Genomic DNA, 22,639 nt, shown 5'->3' with positions numbered 1-22,639 from the left:
ACTGCGGACGGAGGTCAGGAGGGGAGGGCGGCTGCGACGGCCGCCGCCAGGACGGCGGCGTGCGGCTGATCCATCAGCGTGTGGTGATTGCCCGGGATGCCGCTGTGGTGGACCGCGCCCCGGGTCCGGGCGGCCCAGGGAGCCGGATCCACGAGCGCGGTGTCCAGCTCCTCGTGCCGCTCGGAGACGGTGAAGAGATGGATGCCGGTACGCAGGACCGCTTCGGTGCGATGGGATGCCGACGCCCTGCCGTTGGCGTCGGCGACCCGCATCATCCTGCGCAGCGCCTCTGTCGGGACGCGGCGCGGCAGGCTGCCGTTCTCGTGCCCGCGCCGGGCGAGGACCGCGATCAGGGCGTCCTCGTCGAGTTCCCTGGCTTCGTGCGCGTCCAGGCCGGCCGCGATGCCGTAGCGCACGAGGTCGGGGTCGCCGGCGCCGTCGTCCTCACGGAGTTCGGGTCCCGGGGCCGCGGTGTCGATGGCGCCGAGGAAGGCGACCGTCTCCCCGGCGGCCTCCAGACGGACAGCGATCTCGAAGGCCAGGGTGCCGCCGAACGACCAGCCGGCCAGCAGATAGGGGCCGTCGGGCACGGTCCTGCGGATTTCCGCGAGATACCGTTCGGCCATGTCCGCCACACGCTCCAGCGGCGTCTCGCCGTTGTTGTAGCCCACCGACTCGATGCCCAGGACCGTGCGCGGGACGTCCTCTGCGTCGCCCAGCGCGCGGATCATGTCCCGGTAGCAGACGATGTCGCCGCCGCGCGGATGGACGAGGATCAGCGGGGGAACACCGGGATCGCCGTCGGCCAGTGCCACCAGGAGGCGGTCCGCCGCCTCACCGGCCTCCGGGAGTGCCTCGCAGAGCAGCTCCACCGTCGGCCGGCGGAAGACCACGTGCAGGGGCAGTTCGACCCCGAACTCGTGGCGGACCGCGCCCATCAGCTCGAACGCCTTGAGCGAATGGCCACCGTGCTCGAAGAAATCGTCCCGGACACCGACGGGTGCGATGCCCAGGACCCGCTCCCAAAGTCGCGCCATGCGGAGTTCGGTGATGTCGCGCGGCGCGAGCGGGGCCCGGTCGGTCGGGACTGTCCCACCGCCGGTGGGGGCGGGCAACGCCCTGCGGTCCAGCTTGCCGTTGGGGGTGAGCGGCATCCGCTCCAGGACGGTCAGCACGCGGGGCACCATGTAGTCGGGGAGGTCCTCGCGGAGGTGTTCGGTGAGGAGCCGCAGATCGCCGGGCTCGCCCCGCCAGGTCAGATATCCGGCGAGCACCGCCTCGACCCCTGATCCCCGCACGGTCACCGCTGCCTCCGCCACCTGCGGGTGGCTGGTCAACACCGCCTCGATCTCGCCGAGTTCGATCCGGTGGCCGCGGACCTTGACCTGGCCGTCGCCGCGGCCGCGGTACTCGAGGGTGCCGTCCGCAAGGCGTCGCACCACGTCCCCGGTGCGATACAGCCGGCCCCCCGGGGTGCAGGGGTCGGGGACGAAGCGCTCCGCGGTCAGTGCGGGCCTGCCGAGATAGCCGCGGGCGACGCCGTCCCCGGCGATGAACAGCTCGCCGTACACGCCGACGGGTACCGGCCGCAGTTGCGCATCGAGCACATAGAGCCGGGTGTTGGCGAGCGGACTCCCGATCGGAACCCCTCCCCCGCCGTGCCCGCCGGGTCCGGGTCCGACCCGATGGGCGGTCGACCAGACGGTCGTCTCTGTCGGGCCGTACACGTTCCACACCGTGCCGGTGGCATCGAGCATCCGCTCCGCCAGCGCAGGAGGCAGTGCCTCGCCCCCGCACAGGGCGCGTACGTGCGGGGCGTGCCAGCCGGTCTCCATCAACTGGTGCCAGGTGGCGGGGGTGGCCTGGACGACGGTGACGGCGGCGGCGTCGAGTTCCTTGGCGAGCAGCGTGCCGTCACGGGCGGTGTCACGGGAGACGATCCGCACGGTGGCACCGCAGGTGAGCGGCACCAGGAGTTCCAGTACGGCGATGTCGAACGAGACGGTGGTGACGGCGGCGACGGTGTCGCCGGGCGTGAGCTCCAGCCTCCGGACCATGTCGAGGGTGAAGTTCATCAGCCCGCGGTGCGGAACCATGACGCCCTTGGGGCGGCCGGTGGACCCCGAGGTGTAGATGGCGTAGGCCAGTCGGTCGAGGGCGACGCTCCGTTCCGGTTCGTCGTTCCCGTGCGCGGTGTCGTCGGTGTCCGGCCCCCTGCCGTCCTCGAAGAGTGTGTCCAGGTCCAGGACCTGAACGCCGTCGGGCACGGTGAGACCTTCGGGGCCCGGCCCCGAGACCAGCAGTACCCGGGCCCCGCTGTCGGCGATCATGTAGGCGACGCGGTCGGCCGGATACTCCGGGTCCACCGGCACGTACATGCCTCCGGCGCTCAGCACACCGAGCAGCGCGGCGGGCAGGGCCGCCGAGCGTTCCACGCAGACGCCGACCGCCGTGTCGGGTCCCACCCCGAGCCCGCGCAGTGCCCGCGCCAGCCGGGCGGTGAGGGTGCCCAGCCGGGCGTAACTGAGCCGTCGCCGGCCGTCGTCGACCGCGACGGCGCCCGGGGTGCGGGAGGCCTGCTCGGCGACGAGGTGGTGCAGCGCCTTCCGGGGAAGGGGCTCTGCGGTGTCGTTCCAGGCGTGCAGGACTCTGTGTGTCTCGTCGGATCCGAGCAGTTCCAGCGAGCTCACGGCGCGGTCCGGCTCCGCGACCGCGGCGCTGAGCAGACGGGTCAGCGCGTCCGTCATGCGCAGTACCGTGTCCCGCTCGAAGAGGTCGGTGGCATAGACGGCCTGGCCGGTCAGCTCGCCCTGCTCCTCCGAGAAGTACAGCGAGAGGTCGAACTTGGCGGCGCCGCTGGCGAGTCCGACGGGCTCCGCCGTGAGGCCGGTCGGGAGCGGTGGGGCGCTGGTCTCCTCGTCGAGGACCAGCATGACCTGGAACAGCGGGTTGCGGCTGAGGTCCCGCTCGGGCTGGAGTTCCTCGACGAGCCGCTCGAACGGCACGTCCTGGTGGGCATAGGCACCGAGGGCGGTGCTGCGGGCCCGGGCCACGAGTTCGCCGAAGCCCGGGTCGTCGGACAGGTCGGTGCGCAGCACCAGATTGTTGACGAAGAACCCGACCAGAGGCTCCGTCTCGGCACGGTCGCGGCCGGAGATCGGTGCCCCGACGGTGATGTCGTCGGCGCCCGACCAGCGGGCGAGCATGGCCTGGAAGCCGGCGAGAAGGACCATGAACAGGGTGGCGTTGTGCCGGCGCCCGAGCGCACGCAGCCGCTCCAGCAGGTCGGCGGGGAGGGTGAAGGCCACCTGTTCCCCGCGTCCGGACGGGACGGGAGGCCGTGGCCGGTCGGCGGGCAGTTCCAGGGGACCGACGCCGTCGAGCCGCTCGCGCCAGTACGAGAGCCGGCTCTCGAGCCGTTCGCCGGTGAGCCCGGCGCGCTGCCAGGCAGCCACGTCCCGGTAGGAGACGGCGAGTTCGGCCGGCCCCGGGGCGCCGTCGGTGCGGGCACGGTAGGCGGCGAAGAAGTCCCGCCAGAACACGGACACCGACCAGCCGTCGAAAGCGATGTGGTGGGCGACGACCACCAGCAGGTGGTCTCCTTCGTCGATCCTTACGAGACGGGCGCGCACCAGGGGCGCCACGCCCAGGTCGAACGGGCGGGCGGCGTCGTCCGCGGCCAGCTCCAGGGCGCGTGCGGCGGCCCGCGCGGGATCGGTGCCGGTGAGATCCGTGTACTCCGGGCAGAACACCTCGGCCGGCTCGACGACCTGACGGGCTTCCTCCACCGCTGCGGGCCCGGCGTGTCCGGCGGCCTCGCCGGTCACGGTCACGGTCACGATCCTCGAACGCAGTACGTCGTGGCGTGCCACGACGTCCCGCAGGGCGCCGAGCACCGCGTCGGTGTCCAGCCGCCCGGTGAGCCGCATCGCCCCTGGCATGTTGTAGTCGGGGCGGCCGGGCTGGAGCTGGTCGAGCAGCCAGAGCCGCTGCTGGCCGAAGGAGAGCGGGGCGGGGCCGTCGGGCAGGACGGCGATGCCGCCGGCGGCCTCCTCCGCGCCGCTGTCCACGGCGGCGAGCGCCTGGGCGAAGTCCTCCGCCACGGGATGGCGGAACAGCAACTGGAGCGGAATCTCCCGGTCGAGCAGGTTCCGCAGCCGTGACACCACGCGAGTGGCGCGCAGCGAGTGTCCGCCGCGCTCGAAGAAGTGGTCGCGCAGGCCGACGGGGCCGTCGTCGAGGATCTCCTCCCACACGCCGGTCACGGTCCGCTCCAGCGCGGTGCGGGGCGCGACGAAGTCCCGGTGGTGCCCTGCGGCCGGGCCTGGTTCGGGCAGTGCCCTTCGGTCGATCTTGCCGTTGGGGGTGAGCGGCAGGGCGTCCAGCGGGACGAGTGCCGCGGGCACCATCGCGGCCGGCAGCGACTTCCGCAGGAAGTCCAGCACCCCGGCGGGGTCGCCACCACCGTCCCGCCACACCACGTACGCCGCGAGCGAGCGCTCTGAACCTTCGCCGTGGGCGGCGGCGACCGCTCGCGAGACATCGGCGTGACGCAGCAGGGCGGCCTCGACCTCGCCGAGTTCGATGCGGTGGCCGCGCACCTTGACCTGGTTGTCGCGCCGGCCGTGGAACTCGAGGACGCCGTCGGCGCGCAGCCGGACCAGGTCGCCGGTGCGGTACATCCGGCTGCCGGGCGGGCCGTAGGGGTCCGGAGGGTAGGCCTCGGCCGTGCGGACGGGATCGCCGAGGTAGCCGCGGGCCAGCCTGGGTCCGGCGATGAACAGCTCGCCGGTCGCGCCCTGCGGCAGCGGTTCGAGACGGTCGCCCAGTACGAGCGTCCGGGCCCCGGGCAGCGGACGGCCGATGGGTATCCGGCCGCTCGCGATGTCGTCGTCGGTGACGACGTGGTACGTGGTGGTGTTGGTGGCCTCGGTGGGCCCGTACTGGTTGACCAGCTGCAGCAGGCCGGGGCTTCCGAGGCCGCGGGCGGCGCCGGCGAGTCCCGCCGACAGTGCCTCGCCCGTGGTCATCAGCAGCCGCAGTGAGGGGCAGGGTCCGGTGGCGGCGTCGACCACGGCGGTCAGCATCGACGGGACGATCGACAGTACGGCGGTGACGTCCTGCTCGTGCAGCAGGCGGACCAGGGCCTCCGGATCGCCGGCTTCGTCGTCGGCGGCGAGCACGGCCCTGCCGCCGGTGGTCAGCGGCGCGAACAGGTCACGTACGGACGGGTCGAAGGTCAGGGCGGTGCGTGCCAGGACGGTGTCCTGCGGGCCGATCCCGAACGTGCCGGTGAGGGCGGCGAGATAGCCCGTGGCAGCGGCATGCGGCACGGCAACGCCCTTGGGACGGCCGGTGGAGCCGGACGTGTAGAGCAGATAGGCGAGGTCTCCGGGGCCGGCCAGGGGCGGCAGGTCCGTTCCCGGTGCGGAGTCGATCCAGGCGCGTTCGGCGTCGAGATCGAGGACCGGCACGCTGCCCGCCGGCGCCGGGGCGAGTCGGGCCGCCGTGCCGCCGGTCAGGACCAGGTGTGCTCCGCTGTCGGCGAGTACCGAGGCGATCCGGTCGGCCGGGTGGCCCGGGTCCATGGGTACGTACGCGGCGCCGGCCTTCAGCACGGCGAGCACGGCGACGACCATGTCGGTGTCGCGTCCGGTGAGCACGGCGACGGTGGTGCCGGGGCCGGTGCCGCGCTCGCGCAGACGGTGGGCGAGCCGGTTGGCGCGGGTGTTCAGCTCTGCGTAGGTCGTGGCTGTGCCGGCGAAGGTCAGCGCAACGGCGCCCGGGGTGCGGCGGGTCTGCTCCTCGACCAGGGCGTGGAGGGTGGTGGCCACGGCCGGGGCGGGAGTCCGCGCGGGCTCGCCGAGCAGTGTGCGCTGCTCCTCTTCGAGGAGCATCTCCAGCCGCGACAGCGGGAGGTCCGGACCCTCGGCGACGGAGTGGAGCAGCCGCAGATAGTGCCCCGCGAACCGCTCGACGGTGACCCGGTCGAACAGATCCGTGGAGTACTGCAGGGTGCCGGTGAGTCCGCCCGGGTGCTCGGTCATGGCCAGGCTCAGGTCGAATTTCGCCGTTCCGTTGTCGGCATCCAGGGTCTCGACCCGCAGCCCGTCCAGGCCAAGGGTGTCGGGCCGGTCGGGGTGGAGCTGGAAGAGGACGTCGAACAGGGGGTTCCTGCTGAGGTCGCGGTCGGGGCGGAGTTCCTCCACGAGCCGGTCGAAGGGCACGTCCTGGTGCTCGTACGCGGCGAGGGCGGTCTCCCGGACCCGGCCGAGAAGTTCGGTGAAGGCCGGGTCGCCGGACAGATCGGTACGCATCACCAGGGTGTTGACGAAGAAGCCGATGAGCGGCTCGAGTTCGGTGCGGTCGCGGCCTGCGATGGGTGTGCCCACGGCGATGTCCTGCTGTGCCGTGTACCGGGCGAGCAACGTCTGGAAGCCGGCCAGCAGAACCATGAACAGGGTGGCGCCCCGGCCATGGGCGAGGGCGGTGAGCCGGCCCGCGAGAGAGGCGGGGACCTCGAAGGTGAGGGCGTCGCCCGCCCCGGACCGGGTGGCGGGCCGGGGGCGGTCGGTGGGCAGTTCCAGCGCGGGCAGGCCGGCCAGGTGTCCGCGCCAGTGGGCGAGCCCGCGGTCCAGTTCTCCGTCGGCCACGCGCTGCTGCTGCCAGTGGGCGTAGTCGCCGTACTGGATGGGCAGTTCGGGCAGTTCGGGGCGCGTCCCGGAGCGCAGCGCGGCGTAACAGGCGGACAGCTCGGTCCAGAGCACCGACATCGACCAGCCGTCGCCGACGGTGTGGTGGAGGACGAGGACCAGCAGGTGTGCCCGCTCGGAGAGCCGGATCAGCCGGGCGCGCAGCAGTGGCGCCGCGGTGAGGTCGAAGGGGGCGGCGGCGTCGGCGTGGGCCAGCCCGAGCGCGCGTGCCTGCGCCTGGTCGCCGGGAGTCCCGGAGAGAGCCGTGAGCACGGGGATGAAGACGTCGGCCCGTTCCACGAACTGGACGGGTCCTTCGGGGCCTTCGGCGATCCGCGACCGGAGCACGCTGTGACGCTCGACGACGGTGCGCAGCGCGTCGAGCAGCGCGGTGGTGTCCAGCGGGCCTTCGAGCCGGGCGGCCACGGGGATGTTGTAGTCGGGCCGTCCCGGCTGGAGCTGGTCGAGGAACCACAGGCGCTGCTGGGCGAACGACAGCGGCGCGGGGCCGTCACCCGAGCGGAGCGCGGGACGGACGGAGCCGTCCTTCGCCGGGTCCGTTCCGACGGCGGAGGCGGCATGGGCGCTCAGGGCGTCGACGGCCGAGGCGAACCGTGCCAGGGTCGGGTTCTCGAAGAGCGTGCGCAACGGCACCTCGGTACCGAGGCGGGCAGCGAGCCGGGAGACCACGCGGGTGGCACGCAGCGAGTGGCCGCCGAGGGCGAAGAAGTCGTCCTGTCCGCCGATCCGTTCGGCGCCCAGCACCTCGGCCCAGACCGTGGCGGCCAGTTCCTCCGTGGGGGTGGCGGGCTCGGTGAATGCCGCGCGGTGTGCGGTGTCGGCGGGCGGCGCCGGCAGGGCGCGCCGGTCGAGCTTGCCGTTGGGGGTCATGGGGAGGTCCGGCACGACCATGACGGCCGCGGGCACCATGTAGTCCGGCAGGGTGGCCGCGAGGGCGGAGAGCAGTTCCTCGGGTTCGGGGGTGGCCGCGGGTTCGGGTACGGCGTACCCGACGAGGCGCTGCTCCCCGGGGTCGTCCTCGCGCACGACGACGACGGCACGGCTCACGCCCGGACAGGCGGCAAGTGCGTTCTGGACCTCGCCGGGTTCGATGCGGAACCCGCGGATCTTCACCTGCTGATCGGCGCGGCCGAGATAGTCGATCGTACCGTCGGGGAGGCGCCGGGCCAGGTCGCCCGTGCGGTACATCCGGGCGCCGGGCTCGCCGTAGGGGTCGGCGACGAACCGCTCGGCGGTGAGGCCGGGCCGGTGCAGATAGCCACGGGCCAGTCCGGTGCCGCCGACGCAGAGCTCACCGGCGGCGCCTTCGGGGACGGGGCGGCCCCGGTCGTCGAGGACGTACAGCCGGGTGTCGTCCAGCGGGCTGCCGATCGGCACCCTGCCCTCGGCCGGGGCCGGGGCGCGCAGCTGATGGAGGGTGGCGAAGGTGGTCGTCTCCGTGGGCCCGTAGGCGTTGGTGAGTACGGTCTCCGGTGCGGCGTCCAGGGCGTCGCGGAAGGCGGCGACGGAAGCCGCCTCGCCGCCGGTCCAGACCTCCTCGACAAGGGTGAGGAGTTCCACGCATTCCTCGACGACCAGGTTGAAGAGGGCGGCGGTCAGCCAGATCGCGGTGATGCCGTGGTCGGTCACGAGGCGCTTGAGGGTGGCGGTGTCCAGCCGCCCGGGCGGAGCCATGACGACACGGCCGCCGGAGAGAAGCGGCACCCACAGCTCGTAGGTGCTGGCGTCGAAGGACAGCGGGGAGTGGGCGAGCACGCGGTGATGCGCGGGGCCGAAGGAACGGTCGCGGGCGAGGGCGGCGACGTTCGCGTGGGTGACCGCGATGCCCTTGGGCTCGCCGGTGGAGCCCGAGGTGTACATCACGTAGGCGAGCTGATCGGGCGCGCACGTCACAGGACGGTCTTCGGCGGCGCCGGTCGTGCCCTCGAGCTCGGTGGCGTCGAGCTCGGTGGCGTCGAGCTCGGTGGCGTCGAGCTCGGTGGCGTCGAGCACCGGCACGGGCGACGAGGCCACCGCGTCGTGGCCGAGGGTCGCCGGGTCGGCGAGCAGCAGTGCGGCACCCGTGCGCTCCAGCATCCAGTGCAGACGCTGCGCCGGGAAGGACGGATTGAGCGGTACGTAGACGCCGCCGGCCTTGAGGACGCCGAGGATCGCTGCCAGCAGGTGGGTGGAGCGTTCCATCAGCAGTCCGACCGGGGTCTCCCTGCTCACACCGGCCGCGACGAGCCGGGCGGCCAGCCGGTCGGAGAGGGCGTCGAGTTCGGCGTAGCTGAGGGTTTCGGCGCCGCAGGTCACCGCGATGGCCCCGGGGTTGCGCCGGACCTGGTCGGCGAAGAGGCCGGTGAGGGTGGCGGGGGTGAGCTCCCGTACCGCGCCGTGGCCCTCACGGGTGAGCCGGGCCGTCTCCGGGCCGGGCACCAGGAGTTCGGCGACCGGGATGTCGGGGTCGGACGCGGCGGCCGTCAGCAGCCTCAGATAGTGCCCGAGCAGCAGCTCGGCGGTTCCGCGGTCGAACAGGTCGGTGTCGAAGACCAGGGAGCCGGCGCATTCCTGCGCGCCTTCCGCCACGAACACGCTGAGGTCGAAGAGCGATCCGCCGAAGTCGGTCCGTACGGTCTCGGCGGAGACACCGGGCAGGCGCAGCCCGGCCGTCTCGTCCTGCGCCGCCGCGAACATGACCTGGGTCAGTGGATTGCGGTCGCCGACCCGCTCCGGGCTCAGGTGCTGGACCAGACGCTCGAACGGCACGTCCTGGTGACCGTAGGCGTCGACGGTGACTCTGCGGACCCGGGCCAGCAGTTCCCGGAAGGTCGGCTCGCCGGAGACATCGGTGCGCAGGACGAGGGTGTTGACGAAGAGCCCGATGAGGGGCTCCAGCTCGACACGGTCGCGGCCCGCGACGGGCGTGCCGACGGCGATGTCGGTGCTGCCGCTGAAGCCGGCCAGCACGGCCTGGAAGCCGGCCAGCAGAGTCATGAAGAGAGTGACGCCCTGCGCCTCTGAGAGCCGCCTCAGCCGGTCGGTGAGCGCCGCGTCGAGCGAGAACTCCAGGGTGCCGCCGTCGCCGCTGCGGCGCAGCGGGCGGGGCCGGTCCGTGGGCAGTTCCAGCGGCTCGAGTCCTGCCAGGCGCTCCTCCCAGTGGCGCAGCAGTGCGGCTGTCTCCTCCCGGTCGAAGCGTTCGCGCTGGAATCGGGCGTAGTCCTGGTAGCGGACGGGGAGCGGCGGCAGGGAGAGCCTGCGTCCCTCGGCCAAGGCCCGGTATCCGTCCGCGAGTTCCTTCCAGAGCAGCCCCATGGACCAGCCGTCGGTGGCGATGTGATGGACCACGAGTACGAACAGATGCTCGTCGTCTGCGGTTCGGACCAGCAGGGTTCGCAGCAGGGGCCCGGTGGCGAGGTCGAACGGCTCCCGGGCTGTCCGCCGGGCCAGCTCGACGGCCCGCCGCTGCTGTTGCGCGGCCGGTTCACCGCGGAGATCGACGACCGGCAGTGGTACGTCGGCCGGGGGCGGTACGACGACGGGGTGCGGCAGCCCGTCGCGCTCCTCGAACACGGTCCGCAGGGTGTCGTGCCGCTGGACGAGTGCGGTGAGGCTCCGCCGGAGCAGGCTCTCGTCGAGCGGGCCACGCAGCCGGACCGTCTCGGGCACGGCGTAGCCGGGAGTGCCGTTCAGCATCCGGTCGACCAGCCACAGTCGTTCCTGGGCGAAGGAGGCGACGGGTTCGGCATCCGGGTCGACGGCAATGGTGGCGTCGGCCGCCGCACCCGCCGGGTCGGCCAGGGCGGCCTGCACCCGGCGGCGCAGCAGCTCCCTGGCGGCGCCGAGTTTGCTGCCGACGTCGGTGGGCGTGGTGTCGTGGGTGGTCACGCGGTCTCTCCCTGGTGTACGAGCGGACGGGAAGCCTCGTCGTCGGCCGCGGCGGTGAGTTCGTCGAGGAGCGCGGACTCGATCGCGGCGGCGAGTCCGGCGACGGTCCGGTGCTCGAAGAGGGTGTGCAGGGGCATTTCCAGGCCCAGGGCCTGGCGGAGGCGGGCGGCGACGCGGGTGGCGGTCAGTGAGTGGCCCCCGAGCGCGAAGAAGTCGTCGTGGCGGCCGATGCTGTCGACACCGAGGACCGCGGTCCACAACGCGGCGACGAGTTCCTCGGTCTCGTCGGCGGGTGGTTCGTGGCCCGTGGCGGTGGCGGCCGTCGGTGCGGGCAGGGCCCGGCGGTCGAGCTTGCCGTTGGGGGTGACGGGCAGCTCGTCGACGACGACGAGCACCGGCACCATGTACTCGGGCAGTGACCGGGCGAGTTCGGCACGCATGGCGTCGGGTTCGGGGGTCGTGCCGGCCAGCGGGACGACATAGCCGACGAGCCGGCGCTCGCCCGGGGTGTCCTCGCGGACGACGACTGCGGCCCGTGCGGTGTGCGGCAGCCTGGCGAGGGCCGTCTCGATCTCCCCGAGTTCGATCCGGAATCCATGGATCTTGACCTGGTCGTCGGTGCGGCCGAGGTATTCGACGGCGCCGTCGGCGCGTCGCCGGACGAGGTCTCCTGTGCGGTACATCCGGGATCCGGCCGGGCCGAACGGGTTGGCGACGAAGCGTTCGGCCGTGAGCGCCGGACGGTTCAGGTACCCGCGGGCAAGTCCCGTTCCGGACAGATGGAGTTCGCCGGGGACGCCCACCGGCACGGGCCGTCCCGACGGATCGAGGACGTGCAGTGCGGTGTTCCAGATGGCATGGCCGATCGGAACGGGTCCCCGGTCCTCGGGGCGGCACTCCCAGTACGTGACGTCGACGGCCGCCTCGGTAGGCCCGTACAGATTGTGCAACGGGACGTCGAGGACGCTGTGGAAGTGGTCCTTGAGCTCCTCGGGCAGTGCCTCGCCGCTGCAGATCACCCTGCGCAGCGAGCGGCAGTGCACGGCCGCGGGCTCCTGTACGAAGGCCGCGAGCATCGACGGAACGAAGTGGACGGTGGTGATGGCCTCGTCCTGGATCAGCCGGGCGAGACAGGCCGGGTCCTTGTGGTCTTCCGGCTCGGCGACGACCAGGGTGGCGCCGGTCAGCAGGGGCCAGAAGAACTCCCATACGGAGACGTCGAAGCCGAACGGGGTCTTCTGCAGCACCCGGTCGCCGGCGTCGAGGCCGTAAGTGTCCTGCATCCACAGCAGCCGGTTGACGATGGCGGCGTGCTCCACGACGACGGCCTTCGGGCGTCCGGTGGAGCCCGAGGTGTAGATGACGTAGGCGGGGTGGGAGGGCAGCAGAACGTCCGTGGGCCGACCGGCGGGCAGGCCGCCGGCGGTGTGGCGATCGGCGCCGGCGTCCGTCTCGTGCACCGCGTGCACCTCGTGCCGCATGTGCACCGCGTCGGAGTCGGCCGCGCCGTCGTCGGTGTCCGCGTCGGCGTCGGCGTCCGCGTCGAGGAGCACGCGAGCCAGTCCCGGCGTGGGCGGCAGCCCTGGCCCGACGTCCTGGTTGGTGATCAGCAGGACCGGCCGGGCGTCGGTCAGCATGAAGGCGATGCGGTCCTCGGGCAGCGACGGATCCACCGGCAGATAGGCCGCCCCGGACTTCAGGACCGCCAGCAGGGCGATCACCATCTCGGTGGAGCGGCGCAGGGACACCGCGACGATCCGCTCGGGTCCCGCTCCCCGCTCACGGAGCGCGCGGGCCAGCCGTTCCGCCTCCTGATGGAGCTCCGCGTAGCTGCGCGTATCACCCCGGAACACGGTCGCCGGGGCGCCGGGAGTCCGGTCCGCCTGCCGGGCGAGGAGTTCGCAGAGGGTGGTGTCCGGTACGGGGTGTCCGGTCGCGTTCCGGTCCCGGACCAGACGGTGCTGCTCGGCGGACAGGATGTCGACGGCCCCGACGGCGAGGCCCGGGGTGTCTGCGGCCGTGGTGAGGATCCGTTCCAGCGCGTCAGCGATGCCGCGCGCTGTCGGTGCGTCGAGTACGTCCGGGCGGTGGTCGAGGTTCAGGCACAGCCGCTCGCCCGGCAGGGCGATGAGGTTGACGGTGTAGTGCGTGGCGTCGGAGCCGCCGACCCAGGTCAGCCGCGGTCCGCCGGCGGCGTCACGGATCGCGTCGAGGTCCAGTGGATAGTTCTCGAAGACGACGGCGGTGTCGAAGAGTGTGCCGAGCCCGGTCGCGTGCTGGATGTCGGCGAGCCCGATGTGCTGATGGTCCATCAGCCGTGCCTGCTCGTCCTGGAATCGTGCGAGTGCCGCCATCAGAGGCTCTTCGTCACGGATCCGGAAGCGCACCGGGAGGGTGTTGATCAGGAGGCCGACCATCCGCTCGATGCCGGGGATCTCGGCGCTCCGGCCGGCGACGGTTCCGCCGAAGACCACGTCGTCGCGTCCCGTGATGCGGCCGAGCAGGATCGCCCACGCTCCCTGGACGACGCTGTTGAGGGTGATCCCGGCAGCGCGGGCACGGGCGGTCAGGCGCGCGGTGAGCTCCTCCGACAGTTCGACGGGAATGCGTTCGGGCAGGGTGTCCAGACGGTGGGGATCCCCTGCGGCCAGCAGGGTGGGCTCGTGGAGTCCGTCGAGCGCCCGGCTCCAGGCGGTGTGCGCCTGATCGCGGTCCTGGTGCGCCAGCCAGTCGAGATAGGCCCGGTAGGGCACGGCCTCAGGGGCGATGTGCCGATCGTGGGCGGAGGGTTCAGCGGTGGGCCGTTCTGCCCGGTCGCCGAGTTCGGCGTATCCGGTGAGGAGTTCACGCAGGAGGATCGCGGAGGACCAGCCGTCCCACAGAATATGATGGTTCGTCAGCACGAGCTGGTGGTGGCCCTCGCCGAGCCTGACGAGCGTGAAGCGCAGCAGTGGCGGCCGCTCGAGGTCGAAGCGGCGCAGCCGGTCGTCCGCCAGGAGCCGGTCCAGTGCGTCCCGCTGCTCGCTCCCTGTGAGTCCGGCGAGATCCACCAGGTCGAGCGGGGGCTCGAGTTCGGAGAGAACCACCTGGACCGCAGCGGCCAGACCTTGGTCGGTGAATGCGGCGCGCAGCGCGCTGTGCCGGTCCAGCAGCCCTCTGCACGCCTCGCGAAGCCGCCGTACGTCGACTTCGCCTTCGAGCTCCAGCACGAGCTGTCCGGTGTAGGCGTCCGTGCCGGCCGTGTCGAACGACGCGTGGAAGAACAGTCCTTCCTGGAGCGGGGAGAGAGGGAGCACGTCGCACAGGCCGGGGTAGCGCTCCGCGAGGCCGTCCACGTCCTGTTGTGCGAGCCGTACCAGCGGGAGGTCCCGGGGTGCGAGGCGTCCCCCGGCCGGCTCCGCCGAGCGGTCGGCGAGCGTGTGCAGGGCACGCTGCCACTGCTCGGCCAGGGTGGCGGCGTCGGCTTCCTCGAGCAGGGCGTCCGGCCAGGTCCATACGGCGGTGAGTTCGGGGCCGGAGGGCCCGTCGACGGCCAGTACGTCGATCTGCAGGCAGTGCTCCAACGGCATGGCGGGATCGCTGTCCGCCCGCAGTCCGGCCGCGCCGGGCAGTGGACTCCACGGTCCGGTCTCGTCCCCGTCGAAGCGTCCCAGGTAGTTGAAGAGCACCGTCGGCCGGGGCATGGCCTCGAGCTCGGCCGCGGTGTCCTCGTTCAGCAGGCGGAGCAGCCCGTAGCCGCTGCCGTGGTCGGGCACGGCGGCCAGCTGCTCGTGAACCCGGCCCACCAACTCGACTGCGGCGTCGGCCTCTTCGGCGGCGGCATCGGGCGCGCGGTCGCGCAGATCGAGTCGGACGGGGTACTGGGTGGTGAACCAGCCGACGGTACGGCCCAGGTCGTGCCGGCCGCTGCGGTCGGACCTGCCGTGTCCCTCCAGGTCGACGAGCAGGGAGACGGCACTCTCGCCGGTCCGTTCGCGATGCCAGGTGCGCACCGCCGTCGCGAGCGCGGCGAGCAGGATCTGCGAGGGACCGGTGCGCAGCGCGTGCGGCACGGCCGACAGCAGCGGCCCCGCCACCTCGGCCGGCAGAATCACGCTCAGGGAGCGCGCGGTCGCCGCGGTGTCACGCGCGGGGTCGGGGATGCGGTCCGCGAGCGGGGACGGTCCGGTGGTGGCCTCTGCGGGCTCCAGGACCTCACGCCAGTAGGGAAGTTCGGCAAGTGTTTCGGGCGTCCGGGCGTGCTGCTGAAGATGCTTGGCCCAGGCGCGGAACGACGTGCCACCCTGAGCCGGGGCGACACTACGGCCCTCGGTGTGGGCGCTCCATGCCTCGGCCAGGTCTGCCAGCAGGATCCGCCAGGAAACTCCGTCGACCGCCAGATGGTGCACGCACAGCAGCAGTAGGGGCCCGGCCGGATCGCCCGCGAGGCGCACCGCCTGGAGCATCACTCCGGCCGCCGGGTCGAGGCGCCCGGCGGCCTCTGACACCACGCGATCAACCTCCTTGCGACGTGCGTCGTCGTCCGCGCCCTGGAGGTCGACGCGCGAGAGCAGAGGGGTCACGTCCACGCTCCCGCGCGGCCCGACCGCGCAGACGGGCCCGGTTGCGCCGGGTGTGACCTTCAGCCGCAGCATGGCGTGCTGTTCGACGACGCTCTGCAGCACGCTGGTCAGCTTGGAGTCGTACGCACGGTCGTGGGAGTCGGTGCCGTCGTGGGAGTCGGCACCGGCGTGGGAGTCGGCACCGGCGGGCAGACGCACCACCATGGACTGGCTGAACCGGTCCGTGGGACCGTCGGCCTCCAGCAGCCAGCGCATGATCGGGGTCGACGGGATGTCGCCTTCGCCGGTGTCGTCGCCGTCCGTGGCTGCGGGCGGCGTCCCGGCGTCGCCGTCGGGGAGGGCGGCGGCGAGAGCGGCCGCGGTCTTGTGCTCGAACACATCACGCAGGCTGAACGACAGCCCACGCGCCCTCGCACGGCTCACCAGCGTCAACGCGCCGATACTGTCACCGCCCAGCTCGAAGAAGCTCTCCGCGGGACCCACCCGCTGCCCCAGCACCGCACCGAACAGCTCGCACAACACGGCCTCGAGTTCGGCCCGGGGGCTCCGCAGAGTGGCGGCGAGAGCGGCCGCGGTCTTGTGCTCGAACACATCACGCAGGCTGAACGACAGCCCACGCGCCCTCGCACGGCTCACCAGCGTCAATGCCCCGATACTGTCACCGCCCAGCTCGAAGAAGCTCTCCGCCGGACCCACCCGCTGCCCCAGCACCGCACCGAACAGCTCGCACAACACGGCCTCGGCGCCGGTACGGAGTTCACTTGAAGCCGCTTCGTCCGTTGCGGCTGTCGTGGCCGGCGCTTCGCGGTCCGGTACGACGAGGGCCTTGCGGTCGACCTTGCCGCTCGGGGTGAGGGGCAGCCGGCTTCCGTCGAGCAGCACGTAGGTGTGGGGCACCATGTAGCGCGGCAGACCCTCGCCGAGGAATGCCTGGAGCTCCTCCGGCCCGGCAGCGGGGGCGTCCGCGTCCGGGGCCACGAACGCGACCAGGCGCTTTCCTGCGCCCGGCGCGTCGTGGACGACGACGGCGGCCTGGGCGACCGCGGGATGGCGGGTCAGTTCCGCCTCGATCTCCCCCAGTTCGATGCGATGCCCGTTGATCTTGACCTGCTGGTCGATGCGGCCCAGGAACTCGAGTTCACCGTCGGCCGACCAGCGCACCAGGTCGCCGGTCCGGTACATACGCGCTCCCGGATCCGTCGCCCAGGGGTCGGGAACGAACCGCTCGGCGGTCATCGCCGCCCTGCCCAGGTAGCCCCGGGCCAGACCCGCGCCGGCCACACACAGCTCTCCCGGCACGCCCGGCGGGACCAGCCGCAGCCGGCGGTCGGTCACATACACGCGGTGGTTGACGGTCGGGCGGCCGATCGGCGGGGCCTGTCCCCCCGAGGGCGCGGAACACCGGTGCATGGTGACGACGACAGTGCTCTCGGTGGGACCGTAGGTGTTCCACACCTCTCGCCCAGGGGCCGCCCAGCGGTCCACGATGTCGCCCGTGGGGGCTTCTCCGCCGGTGGAGACGAACGACAGGTCGGGCAGCGCGGCGGGGTCGAGCAGGGGCATCAGGGCGGTCGGCAGGTCGGCGATGGTGACGGCCTGTGTCGCCATCAGCGCCTGCAGCCTGTCCACGTCGAGCCGTTCCTCGTCGGTGGCGAGGACGAGGGTTCCCCCGCTCAGCAGTGCGCCGAAGATCTCCAGTACGGAGACGTCGAAGGTGAGTGCCGCGAAGCCCAGGAAGCGGGCGTCGGTGCCGACCCGGCAGGCCGCGAGGTTCTGGAGAGTGAAGTTGACGGCCGCCGAGTGGGCGACCACAACACCCTTGGGCTCTCCGGTGCTGCCGGAGGTGTAGAGCATGTAGGCGGCAGAGGCCGACGGCCGGTCCTCCCCCGACGATGCCGGTCCCGCGCCGCCGCTCGCCTGTGCGGCGTCCTCCAGGGATCCCACCGGCACCAGCGAAGGTATGCCCGCCGGCAGCCTCTCCGCCGGTCCCGGGCGGGTGACGACCGTGTCGATCCCGGCGTCGTCGACGATGTACGCGAGGCGTCGGCGCGGCAGCGACGGATCCAACGGCACATAGTGCGCACCGGACTTGAGGATGCCCAGCAGCGCGGCCACGAGTGCGGGCGAGCGCTCGAGACTGACGCCGACCGGGCGGTCGGGGCCGGTGAGCGGACGGAGCCGGGCCGCGATGTCCGTGGCCCATACGTCGAGTTGACGGTAGGTCAGCTCGACTCCGTCACAGATCACGGCAGTGGCGTCCGGGGTGCGGGCGACCTGCTCCTCGAAGAGCTGGTGGAGGCAGCGGTCCTCGGGGAACGCGGCGGTGCCGCCGTCCCCGAGGACCGCAAGACGCTTCCTGTCGGCGCCGGTCAGCAGCTCGATGCCGTCGACCGGAGTGTCCGCGTCGGCCTTGGCGACCGCGGCCAGGAACTCCATGAACCGCTGCTGGTGCGCGCCCAGTTCATGCTCGTCCGCGCGCGCCCGGTCGGCCTCGGCCTGCACGGTGATGGGTCCGTCGCCACCGCGGTCGTACACGTTGAACGAGACGTAGTCGACGGGCCCGACGGAGAGGTTGTGCACCGTGGCGGGCGCGCCCGCGAACGACAGTCCGTAGTCGAACGACATGATGTTGACGGCCGCGTCCCACAGTTTGCGCCCGGCGTCACGACCGGCGCCGTCGGTACCCGGGCCGGCTTCGTCCGCGCCGCGGGCGAGGTCACGCTGCAGATCGGTCGAGCGGTAGCGCTGATGGCGCAGCGCCTCCTTGATGGCCTCGGACGTCCGGCGCAGCAGCTCGCCGAGCGGAAGGGAGCCGTCGACGGAGAGCCGCAGCGGAACCACGTTCGAGAACATGCCCGGTGTGCGGCGCGCCGCCGAAGTGGTACGGCCGGTCACGGGGAGTCCGAGCACCAGGTCGTCCGCCCCGCTGACGCGGTGGAGATATGCCGCGGCGGCGGCCATGACCAGCGCCGGCCAGCGCGTGCCGTGGCGACGGGCGCCGTCGCGCAGGGCACGGCCGTCGGCAAGCGGGAGATCGCGGCGTACCCGCAGGGTCTCGCCGACCGGCGGGACAGGAGCGTTGCCGGTGTATCCGACGGGCTCGGGCGCATCGGCCATCCTGGCCAGCCAGAACTCCCGGTCGCGTGCGCACTCCTCGGACTGCCGGTACGCCAGGTCCTCCGCCACGATCTCTTCCAGCGGGGCGGCGTCGGCGTCCGGCACCGGCCTGCCTTCTGCCAGCGCGGTGTAGATCTCGGCGACCCTGCGGGCCACCATGGAGCCGGTGATGCCGTCCACCACGATGTGGTGGTAGGCGTGGAACCACAGACAGGTCTCCGGGCCGGTGCGCAGCAGCAGATACCGGTGCACGTCTCCCGCCGCCAGGTCCGCCGGACGGCCGAGTTCGGCCCGCATCCGTGCCTGGGCGGCGCCGGCCGGGTCGGGGCTGTCCCGGAGGTCGACCGTCTCCAGTTGGAACGGGGGCAGTTCGGCCGGTATCTGCCGGATCTCGCCGTCGTGCTCCACGAATCGCATCCTGAGCACTTCGGTCTCGTCCAGCATCCGGCGCAGCGCCGTCTCGAGCAGCTCCGGGTCCACCGAGCCGTGGATCTCCAGGTATTCACCGATGTTGTAGTCGGCGCGATGGGGATCGAGCTGCTGCGCGACCCAGACGCCGGTCTGCGGGGATGTCAGCGGCAGGTACCCGCGGTCAAGAGCGGCCATGAGGTGGTCCTGTCTCCTCAGTCGGATGAGTCGGGTCGACGACGTTGCCCGGCAACTCTCACCCGAGGGGTGCTGCCGTGTAAGTCACGGAAAACCGCCCCTTGACATGCGAAGGGAGTACGGGTGCGGATCGCGGGACCTGCTTTACGTGACTGGGCAGCGACCGGGAAGCGCGGCGAGCCTGGACGGGTACGGCCCCGTCCACGACGTTCAGCAAAGGAACCGGCGATGACTCCGGAGATCGAAGAGGCCTTCGAGGCGATCAGACGCACCCACGGCGAGCGTTCGCTCGACCGCGTGGAGGCCATGCTCGACCCGGAGGGACAGAAGCGGCACCCTCTGCAGAGAGATGCCAAGTGGGTCATGCCCGGCATCTCCGAACGCCCGTGGCACGACCCTTACGAGCACCCGGAGGTCGCTCCGGTCGTGCGGGCCTTCGAGTCCGGCCACGCCGCGATCAAGGAGGAGCTTGCGGCGGCGTGGGCGCAGCGCCGGGGGCAGTTCTCCGACTACGAGCACTATCTCGTCCGGCAGAACGACTGGCAGGCCCTCTACCTCTACAAGAGGGGGCGCCTGATGGCCGAGTCGGAACCGCTCGTGCCGACCGCGTACCGGATCCTGCGGGAGACGGCAGTGGACACAGGGGCCATATGCCCGCTGCTGGAGAGCCACTTCTCGACACTGCTGCCCGGGGCCGCCATCCGCCCGCACTGCGACCTGTGGAACTTCAGCATCAATCTGCACGTCGCCGTCGACATCCCCGAGGACTGCGGCATCCGCGTGGCAGGGGAGGCACGCCCGTGGAAGGAGGGCGAGTGCCTGCTCTTCGACTACTCCTTCGAGCACGAGGCATGGAACCACGGTGCCCGGCCCCGTACCTGCCTGCTGGTCGACCTGTGGCATCCGGAGACAACGCTCCCCGAACGGGAGGCACTTGTCGCCCTGGTGACGGAGATCCGGGCGCTCACGGGCGAAGGCTGACGGGGACGACCGTGCCGTCCAGGCAGGGGCCTGGTCCCGGGTCCGGCCCAGGCCGGCCGCCGCAGGGGATCCGGGCCGGGCAGCGGGACGCATCGCCGGGAGACAGCGGACCCTCAGTCCGGGACACGCGTCGGCCCCGGCCGGACCTGCGTCACAGGTCCGGCCGGGGCCGTGGTGGGGCCGACTTCAGCGACGACGGGCGGTCTCACCGCGATTGCGCGTCCGGAGCAGCAGAACGCCTGCGATCAGCAGCACCGCCCCGGCCGCGGAGGGCCACAGCTGGGCACCCGTAGAGGCAAGCCCTCCCTCTGCGGCCTGCCGGCCGTTGCCACCGGCAGGCGCCGGAGCGTTCCCACCGGTGTCCGGCGTGGCCTGCGCACCGGCCGTACCGGCAGCCGCCCCCGTCGCGAGCTTGGGCGTGTCCACCTCGCCACCGGTGTCCGGCGTGGCCTGCGCGCCGGGCTGGCCGGCACCCGGCTTACCACCGTCCTCGGGCTTCTCCTCCCCGCCACCGGGCGCGGGCTCCTCACCGGGCTGGCCGGCACCCGGCTTACCACCGTCCCCAGGGTTCTCCGCCCCGCCACCGGGCGCGGGCTCCTCACCGGGCTGGCCGGCACCCGGCTGACCACCGTCCCCAGGGTTCTCCTCCCCGCCACCGGGCGCGGGCTCCTCACCGGGCTGGCCGGCACCCGGCTGACCACCGTCCCCAGGGTTCTCCGCCCCGCCACCGGGCGCGGGCTCCTCACCAGGCTGGCCGGCACCCGGCTGACCACCGTCCCCGGGAGTCTCCTCGTCCTCGGCCGGAGGGGCACCGGTGTCGCCGGGTCCGCACTCTCGTCCCTCGTTGATGCAGCTCACCATCGTCCGCATGAGGTCGTCGTCGAAGACGTTGATGAAGTCGCCGTGGTCGGTGACCGGCTTGTGCAGCTGCTCGGGGAAGGAGTCGACGGCGAACACCGCGGGGCTGTTCCCGTCGAAGACCGGCGGCGGCACGTCGTAGACGATCCGCTGCACGAGCTGCGGGATGGCCTTGAACCCGTTCTGGCAGCGGCCGTTCTGGTCGGCGAAGGCCACGTGCGTGCGGTGGTTGGCGCTGTCGGTGTTCTGACCGTCCCAGCAGCTCTGGAACTTGAAGCTACGGACCACCTTGCTGCCCTGGGGGCAGATCGGGTACTTGTCCTTCAGCTGGCGGTCCTCGAAGCCCGTGCAGCTCCAAGAGGCGTTGGCGTTCGCGTTGCCGTTGACGAAGGCCTTGGCGTCACCGGTGATGATCCGCAGGAAGCGGGGCATCTCGGTGACCTTGTCGACCGGGCTGCCCACGAAGTTGAGCGTGACCTGGGCCGGGGTCTGGATCTGGCCGGTGTTCTTGTCCTTGCCGCCGCCGTCGGCCTGGACGTCCTTCTCGTCCTGACCGTTCTGCAGGCGCAGGACGGGCCAGTAGTAGGTCGACTTGTCACCCTGGTCGCGGCACGAGGTGTCGCCGTTGGCGAGGTCGTCGTCGCTCGCGAACGCGTCGTTGGCCTGGTTGCCGACGTAGTCGTGCATATGGTGCGCGCCATTGCTCACACCGGGCGCGACGATCACGTTGTCCGGGTTGAACTTGCCGTTCGCGTTGACACCGCACTCGGTGGAGAAGGTGCCACGGGAGGCGTCCTGAAGCCGTTCGGGGTTGCCGACGTTCGGCTGGACCGACTGGATGTCGGCGAAGTCGGACGCCTCCGGGCCGTTGCCCGCCTGGCCGCCGTCGCCGTTGTCCTGGCCTCCGCCGTTGTCCTGGTCGCCCTCGCCGTTGCCGTCCTGGCCGTCGCCCTGGTTCTGCCCCTCGCCGTTGCCCTGACCGGCGTCGCCCTCGTCCGCGTCATCCACCTGCAGGGTGCAGGGAGCCATTGCCTCCAGCCCCTGCGGGCGCGCCCCGGCCGCCCGGCTGATGGCCACGGCGATGCGGTCGATGCTCGCCGCACGCTTGCCCTCCAGCGGTCCGAGCACCGCGTTCTGGGCGAACTGGGAGTCCCGCTGAATCTGGTCCTTCTGTTCGACGAACCGCTGGTACGCCTCGGTGATCTGACTGTCCAGTGTCGCAAGCTCGCGGTCGACCTCGGGCCTGGCCCGGTCCGGCACCTCGGACAGTCCGTTCGCCACCTCAGGACACTTGATGGTGGACGCGGAGGATCCGGCACTCAGGTTCTGATTCTGCTGCTCGTTGCCGGACCAGGGTCCCCATCCCTCGCCGGCGGAGGCATAGGAGTTGACCGCAATGAGGCCACCCCCGCCCAGCATCAGCGCGATCGAGGCGGCGACTACCCTTTTGCCCTTTTTCGAGCGTCTTCGAACTGTACTCAATGGAACTCCTATGCTTCGGCGCCGGTCGGGTCATGAACGTGCGCCGGCCGAGAGGGAAGCGCTGGTCTTCATACGGCGGAGAGCCACGGGGTGTTCACCCCGTACGGAAATTCGTGGGAACCTCCAACAACGGAGGCGACTGACGCTTCATCAAGAGGGATCCCATGGCCCGCCTGTGTGCAGCAGACAGGCGTCCGCGAATCCGGCCATGCTGTGCCCTGGCTCCGGCACGAAGCAGCCCGCTGCGGGCGTCAGATGGCCGGGGTCATCGGCTGCGATGCCGATGACGATGCCGATGCCGAGGATGTGCCGCGTGCCCGGGCTGAGGATGTGCCGTGATCCCGGGCTCACGAGGGCGCGGCTTCTGGCGTTGCGGAGGCATGGCCATGATGTCGACCTGAATGGGCCGGTCCACCTCGTCCAGAGTGAGCCGGGTGAGCTGGAGGACTGGGT

At 72.0% G+C, this 22,639-nt stretch carries 5 protein-coding genes and 1 pseudogene; 1 reads left to right on the top strand and 5 read right to left on the bottom strand.

What is annotated here, in order from left to right:
- Positions 1-14: 14 nt before the first annotated feature.
- Together ACFU5O_RS24670 and ACFU5O_RS24665 are read right to left on the bottom strand one after the other, a co-directional pair.
- Entirely contained in the window at positions 15-10,580 is a 10,566-nt protein-coding gene (locus ACFU5O_RS24670; RefSeq protein ID WP_384243933.1) for an amino acid adenylation domain-containing protein, read from the bottom strand.
- Positions 10,577-18,865 (bottom strand): amino acid adenylation domain-containing protein, encoded by an 8,289-nt coding sequence (locus ACFU5O_RS24665; protein ID WP_384243932.1) that lies wholly within the window; start codon positions 18,863-18,865, stop codon positions 10,577-10,579. The genes ACFU5O_RS24670 and ACFU5O_RS24665 overlap by 4 nt, the downstream gene beginning before the upstream one ends.
- Positions 18,866-19,093: 228 nt before the next feature.
- On the opposite strand from ACFU5O_RS24665, the gene ACFU5O_RS24660 reads away from it, so the two are divergent.
- Positions 19,094-19,846: an aspartyl/asparaginyl beta-hydroxylase domain-containing protein gene (locus ACFU5O_RS24660; protein WP_384243931.1), complete on the top strand. Its 753-nt coding sequence runs from the start codon at positions 19,094-19,096 to the stop codon at positions 19,844-19,846.
- Positions 19,847-20,032: 186 nt separating this feature from the next.
- On the opposite strand, the gene ACFU5O_RS24655 is transcribed toward ACFU5O_RS24660, so the two are convergent.
- From ACFU5O_RS24655 to ACFU5O_RS24645, 3 genes and pseudogenes are all read right to left on the bottom strand, one after another.
- Positions 20,033-22,123: a DUF1996 domain-containing protein gene (locus tag ACFU5O_RS24655; protein ID WP_384244086.1), complete on the bottom strand. Its 2,091-nt coding sequence runs from the start codon at positions 22,121-22,123 to the stop codon at positions 20,033-20,035.
- A 213-nt stretch (positions 22,124-22,336) separates the two neighbouring features.
- Positions 22,337-22,537, bottom strand: a complete 201-nt coding sequence (locus ACFU5O_RS24650) for a hypothetical protein (protein WP_384244095.1) — start codon at positions 22,535-22,537, stop codon at positions 22,337-22,339.
- 4 nt (positions 22,538-22,541) lie between these two features.
- A pseudogene (locus ACFU5O_RS24645) lies at positions 22,542-22,639 on the bottom strand (UTRA domain-containing protein); the annotation flags it as partial.

This window comes from Streptomyces sp. NPDC057445 (genome assembly GCF_042802855.1).
Taxonomy (GTDB): domain Bacteria; phylum Actinomycetota; class Actinomycetes; order Streptomycetales; family Streptomycetaceae; genus Streptomyces.
The sequence above is the reverse complement of the archived record's forward strand: the minus strand, read 5'-3'. Positions and strand labels throughout refer to the sequence as shown.